General features: G+C 48.6%; 12 protein-coding genes. 10 read left to right on the forward strand and 2 right to left on the reverse strand.

The features are described from left to right. The first annotated feature begins 99 nt into the window (after window positions 1-99). From F6I03_RS01135 to F6I03_RS01145, 3 genes are all read left to right on the forward strand, one after another. Window positions 100-1,782 (forward strand): formate--tetrahydrofolate ligase, encoded by a 1,683-nt coding sequence (locus F6I03_RS01135; RefSeq protein ID WP_070430860.1) that lies wholly within the window; start codon window positions 100-102, stop codon window positions 1,780-1,782. Between the two features lie 138 nt (window positions 1,783-1,920). Beyond that, window positions 1,921-2,649 carry a pseudouridine synthase gene (locus tag F6I03_RS01140; RefSeq protein ID WP_070430859.1) on the forward strand — a complete coding sequence of 243 codons (729 nt, stop codon included), beginning with the start codon at window positions 1,921-1,923 and terminating at the stop codon, window positions 2,647-2,649. A gap of 33 nt (window positions 2,650-2,682) precedes the next feature. Further along, the gene (locus tag F6I03_RS01145; RefSeq protein ID WP_070430858.1) at window positions 2,683-3,141 is read left to right on the forward strand and encodes a hypothetical protein; all 459 of its coding nucleotides are present in this window, start codon (window positions 2,683-2,685) and stop codon (window positions 3,139-3,141) included. A gap of 152 nt (window positions 3,142-3,293) precedes the next feature. Here F6I03_RS01145 and F6I03_RS01150 read toward each other — a convergent pair whose 3' ends face one another. Beyond that, window positions 3,294-4,715, reverse strand: a complete 1,422-nt coding sequence (locus F6I03_RS01150) for an N-acetylmuramoyl-L-alanine amidase (protein ID WP_070430857.1) — start codon at window positions 4,713-4,715, stop codon at window positions 3,294-3,296. Window positions 4,716-5,189: 474 nt separating this feature from the next. Here F6I03_RS01150 and hisS point away from each other — a divergent pair, with 474 nt between their 5' ends. From hisS to F6I03_RS01170, 4 genes are read left to right on the forward strand one after another with little or no spacing between them, the layout of a single operon-like run. Continuing rightward, window positions 5,190-6,485, forward strand: a complete 1,296-nt coding sequence (gene hisS, locus F6I03_RS01155; protein ID WP_070430856.1) for a histidine--tRNA ligase — start codon at window positions 5,190-5,192, stop codon at window positions 6,483-6,485. An 11-nt stretch (window positions 6,486-6,496) separates the two neighbouring features. Continuing rightward, on the forward strand, window positions 6,497-8,266 hold the full coding sequence (aspS, locus tag F6I03_RS01160; protein WP_070430855.1) for an aspartate--tRNA ligase: 1,770 nt from the start codon (window positions 6,497-6,499) through the stop codon (window positions 8,264-8,266). Between the two features lie 37 nt (window positions 8,267-8,303). Beyond that, on the forward strand, window positions 8,304-9,311 hold the full coding sequence (gene sppA / locus F6I03_RS01165) for a signal peptide peptidase SppA (protein WP_070430854.1): 1,008 nt from the start codon (window positions 8,304-8,306) through the stop codon (window positions 9,309-9,311). Between the two features lie 2 nt (window positions 9,312-9,313). Next, the gene (locus F6I03_RS01170; protein WP_070430853.1) at window positions 9,314-9,955 is read left to right on the forward strand and encodes an RDD family protein; all 642 of its coding nucleotides are present in this window, start codon (window positions 9,314-9,316) and stop codon (window positions 9,953-9,955) included. A 111-nt stretch (window positions 9,956-10,066) separates the two neighbouring features. Here F6I03_RS01170 and F6I03_RS01175 read toward each other — a convergent pair whose 3' ends face one another. Further along, complete coding sequence (locus F6I03_RS01175) at window positions 10,067-10,897, reverse strand: pyruvate, water dikinase regulatory protein (RefSeq protein ID WP_070430852.1); 831 nt, start codon at window positions 10,895-10,897, stop codon at window positions 10,067-10,069. A 133-nt stretch (window positions 10,898-11,030) separates the two neighbouring features. Between F6I03_RS01175 and F6I03_RS01180 the strand changes: the two genes are divergently transcribed. The 3 genes from F6I03_RS01180 to F6I03_RS01185 all read left to right on the forward strand — a co-directional run bounded on the left by F6I03_RS01180 (window position 11,031) and on the right by F6I03_RS01185 (window position 14,191). After that, window positions 11,031-11,465 (forward strand): Fur family transcriptional regulator, encoded by a 435-nt coding sequence (locus tag F6I03_RS01180; protein ID WP_070430851.1) that lies wholly within the window; start codon window positions 11,031-11,033, stop codon window positions 11,463-11,465. A 139-nt stretch (window positions 11,466-11,604) separates the two neighbouring features. After that, window positions 11,605-11,769 (forward strand): hypothetical protein, encoded by a 165-nt coding sequence (locus tag F6I03_RS09705; RefSeq protein WP_168160470.1) that lies wholly within the window; start codon window positions 11,605-11,607, stop codon window positions 11,767-11,769. Between the two features lie 271 nt (window positions 11,770-12,040). Continuing rightward, on the forward strand, window positions 12,041-14,191 hold the full coding sequence (locus tag F6I03_RS01185; protein ID WP_070430849.1) for a beta-glucosidase: 2,151 nt from the start codon (window positions 12,041-12,043) through the stop codon (window positions 14,189-14,191). The last annotated feature ends 38 nt before the right edge of the window (window positions 14,192-14,229 follow it).

Consider the following 14,229-nt stretch of genomic DNA (forward strand, 5'->3'; position numbering starts at 1 on the left):
TCCTAAACATTCTGTGCTTAAAAAAACAAGCAAGCTACTTGTGTAAGCGCTTAAAAATGATATAATGTGTGTAGTTAATTTTAAAGGAGGAGTCATTATATGTTAACCGATATTCAAATTGCGCAACAAAATGAACCCAAGCGAATTACTGAGATTGCTGAAGGACTGGGCTTTAAAGAAAGTGACTTAGATCAATACGGTCTCTATAAGGCTAAAATTCCTCAAAGAACCCTCGATCAAATCCAAGATCGGGAAGATGGGAAGTTAATCCTCGTGACAGCCATCAACCCAACGGCGGCTGGTGAAGGAAAGACAACCATTACAGTAGGATTGGGGGATGCTCTCCAAAAAATTGGTAAGAAATCGATGGTGGCGCTGCGCGAACCTTCCTTTGGCCCAACATTTGGCTTAAAAGGTGGGGCTGCAGGTGGTGGCTATGCCCAAGTCGTACCGATGGAAGACATTAATATGCACTTTACAGGTGACATGCATGCCATTACGACGGCTAACAACTTATTGTCAGCAGTGATTGACAACCATATCCACCAAGGCAATGCTTTGAATATCGATAACCGCCGAATTACCTGGAAACGTGTGGTTGATATGAATGACCGGAACCTGCGCCATGTAGTCGTTGGGCTCGGTGGCCCAGGCAACGGCTATCCACGTGAGGACGGCTTTGACATTACGGTAGCTTCTGAAGTGATGGCGGCTCTCTGCTTGGCGACAGACCTGAGTGACCTAAGAGATCGCTTCAACCGGATCGTAATCGGGGAAACACGTGACAAGGAACCTGTGACCGTTGAACAATTAGGCTGTGCGGGTGCCATGACCCTGATTATGAAGGATGCCATCGAACCTAACCTGGTTCAAACCTTAGAACATACCCCTGCCTTAGTCCACGGTGGCCCATTCGCTAATATTGCCCACGGCTGTAACTCCATTATTGCCACCAAGGCTGCCTTGAAATTAGCGGACTATGCTGTAACAGAAGCTGGTTTCGGTGCAGACCTCGGCGGTGAAAAATTCATGGATATCGTGACGCCTAACCTAGGCAAGACACCTGATGCTGTGGTCATTGTCACCACCATCCGTTCCATGAAGATGCACGGGGGCATTCCGAAGAAAGAATTGAAGGATGCGGGTGAAGATGTTGATGCCGTGAAAGCTGGCGTGGTCAACTTGGAAAAACATATCGAGACCATACAAGGCTACAATGTGCCAGTAGTTGTGGCTTTAAACGAATTCGTATCTGATACCGACGCAGAGATTGCAGCTGTTGAATCAGCCTGTGACCAACTCAAGGTGCCATTCGTTAAGGCTTCTGTATGGGAAAATGGCGGCGAAGGTGGGGTGGACCTCGCCAAGGAAGTCGTTGAATTAATCGACCAAGCTGGCAACCCTGAATTCAAACCATTATACGACGCTGAAAACACCACGATCAAAGAAAAACTTGATGCTATCGTCACCAAGGTTTACGGCGGACGCGGTGTGGTTTATGAATCCAAGGCCGAAAAACAAATCGCTGACTTTGAAAAGAATGGCTGGGGCCACTTGCCAATCTGTATGGCGAAGACCCAGTACTCTCTCACAGACGACCCAAGCAAGGTGGCGCGTCCAACTGACTTCGACATCCATATCCGTGAATTCGTGCCTAAGATTGGGGCCGGCTTTATCGTTGCCTTGACTGGTGACGTGATGACCATGCCAGGTCTACCAAAAGAACCAGCTGCGATGAAGATGGATATTAAAGAAGACGGCACTATCGAAGGCCTCTTCTAATTCGAATAGCCCATGAAGATAGATTGAGGAGACAGCTTTGGTCCTGTCTCCTTTTTAACTGGCAGGAAACAGGCTTTTTACTCTAAATTATGTTAAAATAGAATAAGAGCAAAACCAATGGCGAAGGGAGGACAGAGAATGCGTCTGGATAAATTGATTGCGAATTACAGTTTACTGAGCCGCAAGGAGGCTAAACAGGCGATTAAAAAGGGCCGAGTCCAGGTTAACGGTGAGACGGTAAGAAAGGGCGAATATAAAATAGTCCCAGACACCGACAAAGTCAGCTTGGACGGCGAGCTTATTCGCTACCAGCCCTTCATTTACTTTATCTTGCATAAGCCAGCCGGCTACCTGTCTACCACTAAGGACGGGCAGACCGCTATCGTGACAGAGCTCTTGCCAGAAGACCTGGTTCACATCTATGATCCCTTCCCGGTAGGTCGCTTGGACAAGGACACGGAGGGCCTCCTCTTGCTGACCAATGATGGCCAGCTCAGCCACGACCTCTTGTCTCCTCGCAAGAAGGTGGATAAGGAATACTATGCTGAAATTGAGGGGATTGTGACAGCTGAGGACCAAGCCGCTTTTGCTTCTGGCCTAGCCATTGACCAGGGGGAGACCTGCCTACCAGCTGAACTCTTCATCGACTGGGTTGATCCAGACCAGGGCAGGTCCCAGATCCGTCTCATCCTCCATGAAGGTAAGTTCCACCAAGTCAAGCGGATGTTCCAAGCGGTCGGCAAGGAAGTGACCTATCTCAAGCGCATCCGAATGGGGGGCTTAAGCTTAGATCCAGACCTTGACCGGGGGGACTACCTCGAAATTGATAAGGCGAGCCTTCTCGCTTTACTCCAGTTAGAAGACTGAGACCCTTGCCAGAAAAAGAAAGGAAGACTAACTATGACACAGACGATATATACCGTTTATTGGGAAAACAAACGCGACGGCGTCCGCAAACAACACGGCTCTTATGCGAGTGAAGAAGAAGCTATTGAGGGCATCAAGGCTTGGTGGGAATTGCAGAAGGATAAGTATAACAATGTCAACTATGAACGCACCAATACAGGCGCTCTTGAAATTACTTACGACGATGCCAATTATGTCTACCGTGTAGAAGAGGAAGAAAGCGATAAAGACCTGCCTAGCCGCCAATACAAGCTGCGTTCAGCCGGTGAGAATGAAGCCAACCGGAAGAAATACAACCTCCACGATGAAGAATTTCTTTTCGATGAATTGGCTGAACCCTACCGTGACCGGCTTATCTTAAGCATGGCTAGCAGCCAGAAAGCCCGCAACCATGTCTATGACCAGCGCGGCCGGCTCATCCGTAACTTGGACCAACGCCCAGGCCAAGTCTAGCTCTTAAGCAGAAAAATAGCTTCAAATTCTAATGCCCCCAAGACTTGGATCGAATGACCAGGTCTTGGGGGCATTGTCTTTTGACAAGTTATCTGACATAAAAAAGGAGCGCTGAACACGACTGCTTTCAGCCAGTTGTCAGCGCTCTGAGATTAGTTTGCTGAAGGGCTAGGCTCTGAGCCGGCGTTAGGAGCACTTTGGCCGCTTTGACTTCCACTTTCTTGGAAGTAGCAGACCAGGCCATTGTAGACTGCCTGGGCCACCCGCTCATGGTAGTCTTTTTGGCTAAATTTCTGCACATCGTTAGGGTTGGACATGTAACCGAGCTCTAGGAGCAGAGCAGGGGGGTGGGAGTCCCGGATAACCTGGAAGTTTCCAAATTCAATCCCGTTATTCGGAACATTCATCTGTTCAATGAGCTGGGCTTGGAGTTCTTGGGCAACGGGGATGGAAGCTTCATCGTAGTAGTAGATGGTATTGCCGCTAACCGTGGCTTCAGCTGCTGAGTCATAATGGAGGCTTAAGAAGAGGTCACCATTGACTTCATTGTAAAGCCGGCCCCGGTCAGCCAGTTCGACGAATGTATCATCCTCCCGGGTCATGATGACTTTGGCGCCCGCTGCTTCCAGTTTGTCCTTAAGAATAAGGGCCGAGGTCAGGGCGACATCTTTTTCATAGATTTTTTCATCATCTGAAATAGCTCCTGGATCCTTGCCCCCATGACCAGGGTCGAGCACAATGGTCTTCTGGTTGAGGCTAGTGGTTGCTTCCGCTTGCTGAGCCTTCTTGGCCATTTCTGTGGCATCAGATTTAGCTAGCCAGTTGGCCAGGTAGCCTTCTTGCCCGTCCTTGGTCTTAACCTTATAGTAGACGTCTTCTTGGCCCAAGTAGGCGAAGCCTTCGTTCATCTTGCCCTTGTAAACAATATCGGATTCGTTCGTCGGTGCCTCTCGAATATTGACCCCAGCGGCTGTGGCGACAACCTTGGCTGGGTAATCCTTGAGCAGGGCATCGACAGCTGCCTGTTCATCCTCAGACAAGCTAGCGATATATTCGTTGGCGATGGTCCCAGGCGTGATGTCGATGGCACTCTGGTCGATCCAGGCCGTTTCATTTTGAAACTGGACCTGGATCCAGCCCTTGTCTTGGTAGAGAATGGTGAATTTATCCCCCTTCTTAGCGTCTCCAAGCTTGTCCCCGTCCTTGGCCTGCGAGAGGATGGGCACCTGGTCGTCAATTACAGTGGCAATAAAGCCGCGCTCCTTATCATCTTGGCCCTGGGGCATGAGCCAGCTGGGCAGCCAACCCGTATGACCATTGGCCAGGCGAACATAGAGCCAGTCATTCGCCTCCGCCATGACTTGGTAAGCCGTTCCCTTCTTAATCTGTTCTGTTATATCATAGGTAATGCCAGGGCCTTGGCGGAAGTTGATCAGGTCCGCTTGGGTCTTCTGCTGCTGGTTTTGGCTTAAGCGAAAAATCGTCAAAAAAGCCCCCAGCAAGACTAGGACAAGCAAGATGCTATAGATAAAATAATGGCTGCGCCTGGCCTGCCAGTGGTCTTTCCAGTTCATTGCCAACCTCCTTTCTCATGTCTTCTTTCTATAAGTTTACCCTTTAATTAAAGGGAGCGCAATTCAAAAGACTAAATAATCTGACTGGCTAAAGGAGCGCTTAGTTCCGGATCTTTTTCCTATGGCGTGTGACCGAGGAACGATTCCTGCTGGTTCGTCTAAGAAAAACAGGAGCCCGGGGAATTTTGAATTGACTTTTGCCTTGAGATTGGTTAAGCTAGTTACTGATAAAACCGATGAAAGAGAATGACTTGAGAAGAGAATGCCTAGAGAAAATGCGGTAGGTGCAAGCATTGATTTTCGACTGAAGTTGGACACTCTGGAGGTGGGTGAAGACTCCGTTGCGCACGTTACGCGCTAGAGATTTCTAGTGATGATAGCACTAGAATAATTAAGGTGGTACCACGAAACTTTCGTCCTTATCCTGTTTTTCGGGATAGGGATTTTTTTATGGAATGATTAAGGGGGATGTGAATGATTCAGCGACCAAAAGGAACGGTTGATATTTTACCTGAAGAAATTGCCAAGTGGCATTATGTGGAAGATAAGGCCAGGGAGATCCTGAGCCGCTACCGCTTCCGTGAAATTCGAACACCGATGTTTGAACACTATGAACTCTTTGCACGGGGGGTGGGGGAGACCTCGGACGTCGTGTCTAAGGAAATGTATGACTTTAAAGATAAGGGGGACCGCCATATTGCCCTCAAGCCGGAAGGGACGGCGCCTGTTGTCCGGGCCTATATCGAAAACAAACTCTATGGCCCTGACCACCGCCACCCCTATAAGGTCTACTATCTGAGCCCAATGTTCCGCTATGAGCGACCTCAAGGTGGGCGGCAACGCCAGTTCAACCAGTTAGGAGTGGAAGTCTTTGGGGATTCTCAAGCCCTAATCGATGTGGAAACCATCGCCCTGGCTTGGGAAATCCTGACCGCTCTGGGGGTTACGGACCTCGAATTAGTGATCAATTCACTGGGGGATGCAGACTCACGTTTGACTTATCGCCAGGCCTTGATTGATTACTTGGAGCCCTTTGAAGACCAATTGAGTGAAGACTCCAAGACCCGGCTCCACAAGAATCCGCTCCGTGTGCTGGATAGTAAGGATCCCAAGGACAAGGCCATTGTCAAAGATGCCCCTAGCATTTTGGACTTCTTATCGGAAGCCTCAAAAGAGCGCTTTGCCCTAGTCCAAAGCCTGCTCGACCAATTAGGGATTCCCTACCGGATCGATGCCAATATGGTAAGGGGCTTGGATTATTACCAAGACACCATCTTTGAGATTATGACTAAGAATGAAGTCTTTGGGGCTGAAACCACTATCTGCGGTGGGGGCTCCTATTCCGGCTTGGTGAAGGAGCTCTCCGAAGGGAAGCAGGATGTGCCAGGCTTTGGCTTTGCGATCGGTTTGGAGCGGCTCATGCTTCTCTTGGAAGCTCAGGAAGTCGCTCTGCCCGATACCGATCCATTAGACCTTTACCTGGTCACTATTCCCGGTATCCAGGTCGAAACAAGCCTTCCCTTGGTCGAAGCAATCCGTAAGCAGGGCTATTCCTGCCAGCTGGACTATAGCCAGCGCAAGCCTGGCAAGCAATTCCGGGATGCGGACAAGTTAGGGGCTAAGTTTGTGCTTACCCTGGGAGAGAGTGAGTTAGAGGAGGGGGCCCTCAATGTTAAAGACATGGCCTCAGGTGAGGAGAAAAAATTCCTCCTCAATCAGATAAAAGAGCAATTTTCAGAAGTTATTGCCAGTTTTAATGCAGAAGCATAAGGAGGAATACGATGAAACGTACAACATATTGTGGGAATGTATCGAAAGATTTAGTTGGTCAAACGGTGACCCTCAAAGGCTGGGTGCAAAAGCGCCGGGACTTGGGTGGCGTGATCTTCGTTGACTTGAGAGACCGGGAAGGCTTTGTCCAAGTGGTCTTCAATGTGGAAAACCTCGGTGACCACTTCGACCAAGCGGAAAAATTGCGGTCTGAGTATGTCATTGAGGTGACGGGTGAGGTGATCAACCGGGATGCTGACATGGTCAACCCTAAGATTAAGAACGGGGACATCGAAGTGATGGTGAAGGATTTGACCATCCTAAACAAGGCCAAGACGCCTCCTTTCATGGTCGAAGACGGGATTGATGTTAATGATGATATCCGGTTGAAATACCGTTATGTCGACCTTCGTCGCCCTGAAATGAATGCTAATATTGTCCTCCGGGCGAAAGTGACCCAAGCCATCCGTCGCTTCCTAGAAGGCCAAGGCTTCTTGGATATCGAAACCCCTTACTTGACCAAGTCAACACCAGAAGGGGCCCGCGACTACTTGGTGCCTTCCCGTGTCCATCCCGGGGAATTCTATGCTTTACCCCAATCGCCTCAGCTCTTTAAACAACTCTTAATGGCTTCAGGCATGGACCGCTATTATCAAATCGTTCGCTGCTTCCGTGATGAAGACTTACGGGGCGACCGCCAACCTGAATTTACCCAAGTGGACTTGGAAACCAGCTTCCTGAGCCAGGAAGAAATTCGTGACATTGTCGAAGCCATGCTTAAAGATATCATGAAAGAAACACGTGGGATTGAAATTACCGAAGATTTCCCAATTATTTCCTATGATGACGCCATGAACTACTATGGAACGGATAAACCAGATACCCGTTTCGGTATGAAATTAGTGGATGTTTCCGACGTAGTTAGCCAGTATGAATTGAAGGTCTTCAACCAAGCCATTGAAAATGGTGGGATGGTTAAAGCCATCAATGTGAAGGGCGCAGCTGACCAATACTCCCGTAAGGATCTTGACGGTCTGACTGATTTTGCCTCTACCTACGGCGCCAAGGGTGTAGCTTGGATTAAGGTCAGTGAAGACGGCTTGACGGGACCAATCGGTAAGTTCTTTAAAGAAAATCCAGAACCTCTCGTTGACCGCCTAGAAGCTGAAGCCGGGGATATCCTCCTCTTCTTAGCGGACAAGGCCAGTGTGGTTCACCAATCCCTGTCTGAAATCCGCCTGAAATTCGCTCGTGAACTGGGCCTCATGGATAAGAACCAATTCAACTTCCTCTGGGTCGTAAATTGGCCATTGCTTGAGTATGATGAACAAGATGGCCGTTATAACGCCATGCACCATCCTTTCACCATGCCTAATAAAGAAGACCTAGATAAATTAAGCAGCCAACCGGAAGAAGTTTATGCCCAAGCCTATGACATCGTGCTCAATGGCTATGAAATTGGGGGCGGGTCTATCCGTATCCACCAAAAAGATATCCAATTGCAAATGCTTGAAGCGCTAGGTTTCACAGAAGAATCAGCTAGTGAGCAATTTGGTTTCTTACTGGATGCCTTGGAATATGGCTTCCCACCACACGGCGGCTTGGCCATTGGTTTGGACCGCTTAGTCATGCTTCTAGCCGGTGAAGATAATATCCGTGAAGTTATGGCCTTCCCTAAGAATGGCCGGGCCTTCGACCCATTGACAAATGCACCTAGCGAAGTCTCACAAGACCAACTTAATGACTTGAGTCTTGAAGTTACCCGGATTGATGTCGACTAGTTCATTAGGCAAAGGACAAAGGAAGGAGAGCTTGTAAATGAAAGCCAAATCATGGATTTTGGTCATTGTGGCAGCCCTGCTCCTGATTCTTGGAGTCGCTAGCCACCGGCAAAACCGAGAACGGCTCAAAGAAATCAACTGGGAAGAAGTGACCCAGCCTTTTGCAGGCCAAGGGAAAGTGCTTGAGAAGGGAAATCCTCAGCAACGGATTGCTGTTCTCAAGGTTGAAGGAACCATCGCAGACACCGGAGAAGGCGGTCGCTTCCAAGGGGCAGGCTACCGCCACCAGGAGGTCTTAGACCAAATTGCTGACCTCAAGGATGATGATAGCGTCAAGGCCTTGCTCCTTGCGGTCGATTCGCCAGGGGGAACGACCTACCACAGCCAGGAACTCTACCGGGCCTTAAAAGATTTAAAAGAGAGCCGGGACATGCCTATCTATGTCAGCATGGGATCGATGGCGGCTAGTGGAGGCTACATGATCTCCATGGCTGGGGATAAGGTCTATGCGGATAACAACACCACGACCGGATCCATCGGCGTGATTATGTCCTCTCTCAATGTTAAGGACTTCATGGATGAACATGGTTTCAAGATGGACGTCTACAAGTCTGGCGACCAGAAAGATATGGGCAGCCCCTTTAAAGAGGCTTCAGATGAAGAGAAGAAGATCTTTGACGAGCTGATCAAGGAATCCTATGATGAATTTGTCCGGATTGTCGCTGAAGGGCGGGGCATGGACGAGGACCAAGTCCGCAAATTAGCGGATGGCCGCGTTTATTCCGGTAAGCAAGCCAAGGACCAGGGCTTAGTGGATGAAATGGGCTACCAAGCGGATGCCTTGGCAGCCCTCAAAAAAGACCAGTCCTTAGAAGAAGCCGAAGTGGTCGATGTGACCCCTCAGCCTTCTGAGATGGACTCTATTTTCGGCCTCTTCTCCAAATCTTTGGAATTGAAGACTTTAATTCCTAATTGGGACAGTCTCCAAGGCCAGGCCCTCCACCAAAACACCCCTCAAGCTTACTATCTCTATGGAGGTGTTTAGCTATGGCCAAGGAAACCGAAGATAAGCGCCAAGGGCCATTGCCCCAACTCAATGATGAGCTCTATCATGGGCGCTTAGAAGGGGAGGCTGAAGCGGCTCGCCAGAACAGGCAAAAGAAGGCTCAAAAATTATCCGGCCAGGACTTGCTCTTGTCCTACCGCCGCCATGTTGACCGCAACATGGTCAATGGCTTCAGCCGCAAGCTCTATGGCGGCTTCTGGATCCGGCTCTGGGCTTATCTCCTAGACTTGATCTTTGTGGGGGCCTGCCAAGCAATTCTCATGGCTTGCCTTCTGACCTTCTTGCCTGATAGCTACCTGGTCCACTGGCCGCTAGTGACTTATTTAGTCGGCCAGGGCGTCTTGTTAGTCTATTTTAGTCTGGCTTCCTATCTCTTGAACGGCCAGACCTTGGGCAAGGCCCTCTTCCGCCTTCAAGTCGTTAAGGCTGACCAGTACCGGCTCAAATTTTCCACTTGTTTTGTCCGCGAGGGGCTGGGTAAATTGATCCTAAGTAACTTGCCTATTCTTGGCCTCTTGGTGGTTGTTAGCCCCAAGCGGCAGAATTTCATGGATTTCTTTACCGATACCAATGTGGTTGCCTTAGACCAATTCCGCTTCCTTTACGAAGAAAATCGGATTTAACCACGCGCAACTTCTAAGATTAGAAATTGTCGCTTCAAAGCTAAAAGTTAATCAAACAGTCAAAAAGGCCTCCAAACCGTCATTAAAGAGCAGTTTGGAGGCCTTTTTGTCTTAGTCTTCAGGGTCAGATTCTTGGAAATTGAGGAACATGAGGATGAGGGTGGCCGTTTCTTCGATGCTGCGGTCGGCAACATTAATTACGGGACAACCGAGCTCAGCGTAAATCTTATCCGCATAGTCTAATTCCTTTTGGATGCGGCGGTCGTCACTATAACGGCCCACCTCCTGGATACCATAGGAGCGTAGGCGTTCTCGCCGAAACTTGTTGAGGACATTGACATCGTTGGTCAGTCCAATGATTCTATTGGGATCGACTTCATAGAGTTCTTCCGGTAGGTGGGCTTCAGGCACCAAGGGCAGGTTGGTGACCTTGTAGCCCTGGTTGGCTAGAAAGAGGCTGAGCGGGGTCTTGGATGTCCGAGAGATCCCCAAGAGGACAATGTCAGCCTCCTTGAAGTCAGCAGGGTGCTTGCCATCATCATTCTTAACCGCAAATTCGATGGCTTCGATCCGCCGGTAGTAGTCTTTATCCAAAGCCTTTTTATTGCCCGGCTTCTGGCGCGGCGCTTGGTCGGCCTCCTTGGCAATATGCTGGACCAGGGGATCGATTAGGTTGTAATAGAAGAGGTCATTCGCCTCACAATAGTCTTGGGCCAGGTTTTCCAGGTCTTCCTTGATAAAGGTTGAAACAATACTGGCCTGGCAGTCCTTGGCTGATTTTAGAATACGCTTGAGATAGTCTGGATATTGGACAAAGGGGAAGATACGCACCTTATAGTCAATGTCTGGAAATTGGACAAAGGCATTATTCAAGGCATCCTTGGCGATCGTTCCCACGGCGTCCGACAGCACATAAAACATTTTAATTTGGTCTTCACTCATTAGCTTACCCTCCATTGTTAGTGGCCTTATTATAACATAGGGCCTGAGTGGGGCCCAGTAGGTAGATAGATGAATTATTAGTCATTTGAGCTTGGTCTGTGTTATAATCAGGTCAGCAAAGGGGGGCTTTTCGATGACGAATTTTGTGACAGAGTCTATGGATGAACTCAAAGAAGCGGGCTATAAGTATACGCAAAGACGGGCTGACCTCTTAGCGGCCTTCGACCAGGCAGAGGGGCAGTACCTGACGGCTAAAGAAGTCCAACAGGCCATGGAAGACAAGTATCCCGGCATGAGTTTCGATACCATCTACCGCAATTTGAAGCTTTTTAGCGACTTTCATTTCTTAGAAGAGACAGATGTCAACGGGGAAATGTTATTCCGCAAGCACTGTGACCCTGAAATCGGCCACCACCACCACTTTATCTGCGAGAACTGTGGCCGGGCCTTCCCACTGGAGATGTGCCCCTTGGACTTTTTCTCCAACCAAGTCCCAGGCGCAGAAATCCACAGCCATGACTTCAAGATTATGGGCCTGTGTGCAGAGTGTAGTAAGCAAAAAAAATAGGATATATAGTATAGGAACAGTAAAAATTATAATTAAAAGCTAGTATCATCTCTTGAAAGCGTTTGTTTTTTTGATAAAATGAACTTGTATTTAGTAGAGCCAATATATTAATAGATAGATGGGTTTAATAGGTGGAAATATGAAAAATAAATACCATGCTTTTATGCTGGTGCTTGTACTTGGTCTTTTGATTTTCGGGTCACCCTTCTTTCAAGATAAAATCGTCAATTTTATCTTTGGTATACTTGTCCTATTAGTGAGCGGAGGCTTGATGATCCTAGCAGAAAAAGATAGCCGAAAGTAGAACAATTAGTTGTAATCCAAAGTAAAAAAATTAATATTTTTAAGCAATTAAAAGCCTGACCGATGAAGGAATTGGTTGGGTCTTTTTTCATTTTGCCTAGTATCTTTGCTTTCAACAGGGACCAAATTCTTAACCTAGGCGCCTTCTTAATAGAAAAGGCTTTAAACTTTTTTATCAGCTTCAAATTCTATCAGGAAATGGCTTTCTTTATTATTTTATGGTCCTTGAGTGTTATAATAAAGCTAGCATAAATGGAAAAGGAGATGCGAAAATGACAGAACACGTTTGGTTAGACTACTCCAAATCCCCTAAGGAACGCGCAGAGGCCTTGGTCGCTGCCATGTCTTTAGAAGATAAGATTGGCCAATTGCACGGTGGGATGAAGACCATCAATATCTATAATATTGATATGGAAGCCATCCAGAATTTATCTGAAGAAGAGTACGAAGAACAGATGACCCAGCTGCGGGTTGAACGCCATGTTAAAGAAAATGAAGACTACGCCATTCCGCGTATGCGGGTAACCAATGGCCCTGTAGGAGTCGGAATGGGGGACGGCTATCCTAGTCCTAAGGCGACGGCCTTGCCTATGACGATTGGAGTTGCGGCCTCCTTTGACCCCCAACTAGCCTATGAATACGGGGATATTATTGGGAGCGAAACCCGGACTCTGGGTCAGCATGTGCTCGAAGGCCCAGCTGTTTGCCTCCACCGCCTGCCCATTTCAGGCCGGAACTTCGAATACTTCTCAGAAGATCCTTATCTCAGTGGACGCATGGGGGTAGAAGTAACCAAGGCCATCCAGAGCCATGATGTGATTGCCATGGGTAAACACTTTGTCCTCAACGACCAAGAAGATGAACGTTTCCGCCACAGTGTGGAAGCTTCTGACCAAGTCATGCGGGAACTTTACTTATTACCCTTTGAAATGTTAGTCAAAGACGGTAAGATCTCCGCTATCATGAGTTCCTATAACCGGATCCGTGGGGTTTATGGGACCGAATACCGGGAGACCCTAACCGAAATCCTCCGCCACGAATGGGGCTTCGAGGGTTATGTGCAATCAGACTTCTGGTCCACCCGGTCCGCCGCGCCTTCGCTGAATGCCGGGCTCGACCTGGAGATGCCTGATGCCAAGTGGTTCAATGAAGACAATATCAAGGCCGCCCTTGAAGACCAGAGTCTAGAAGAGAAGACCATCGACCGGGCCCTCATCCGCCGCTTTACCCAGATGTTCCGCTTCAACCAGTTCGATTGGGAATACAATCCTGGTGAAATTGACGCCAAGGCGCACGGTGAGCGGGCACGTCAGATCGGTCAAGCTTCAGCTGTCTTATTGAAGAACGACCACAAACTCCTGCCTGTTGATCCTGCTGACTATGACCACATCCTCCTCTTAGGCCAAGAGAAATTCGCTGGTCAAGCCTGCAATGGGGGCGGGGGGTCTTCCAAGGTTGAACCAATCTACACGGTTAAACCCGAAGAAGGCCTGAGGGATGAGCTCAGCGAGCTGGGTGCCAAGTCAGAAGTTGAGACCTTTATTGTTGCAGATAATTTATCGAATATTGAAGAAGGCCTTGCTAAGGCTAAGGAAGCTGATTTGGTTATTATGATGGCCGGTATCGTCGCTTCAGAAGGCTTCGACTTAGCCAAACCTAGCCTGCCAAACCAACAAGATATTATGGTTGAACAAGTATTGGCGGTTAACCCTCAAACGGTCTTAGTCTTAAAGGACTCCACGCCGGTTCTTATGCCTTGGATTGACCAAGCTCATACTGTTTTAGAAACTTGGAACCAAGGGACAGAAGATGGCCACGTGGCAGCCGACCTGATCTTTGGCTTAGCCAATCCATCGGGTAAGGTCCCAACCAGCTATGCCAAGAAAGAAGAAGACCTCCTTTACTATGACCACCCTGAACGCCACCCTGGTGTCGATGAAGGCGATGGCTATCCGGTTATCCGCTATTCGGAAGGTCTAGAAATGGGCTATCGCTGGTTCCAAGCCAATGACATCGAGCCCCTCTTCCCCTTCGGCTACGGCTTATCCTATACGGACTTTGAACTCTCTGACCTGGCCTTAAAACGTTCTGAAGACCAAGGCAAAGAGGAGGCTTTTGAAGTCACAGCTGTTGTCAGCAATACGGGAGACCGCGATGGGGCAGAAGTGGTTCAAGTCTATCTCGGTATTCCAGAAGACCAACAACCTCCTAAGCGTTTAATCGCTTTCCAGAAGGTTCACTTAGAAGCTGGCCGTTCCAAGGCGATTTCGATAACAATCGATCCGAAAGCCACCCACCATCCCCTATCGGTATGGGACCGGGGCCAAGGCGACTTTGTAATCCCTGAGGGCGAATTCACCCTCTATGTCGGCACATCTAGCGAAGATAATGCAGCCAGCTTTAACTTTACCATTGAAGACTAAAGATACCGTGCATAAGAAAAGGCTCCCAGTCAATGCTT

The sequence above is a fragment of the Aerococcus sanguinicola genome (genome assembly GCF_008726925.1).
In the GTDB taxonomy this organism is placed as follows: Bacteria; Bacillota; Bacilli; order Lactobacillales; family Aerococcaceae; genus Aerococcus.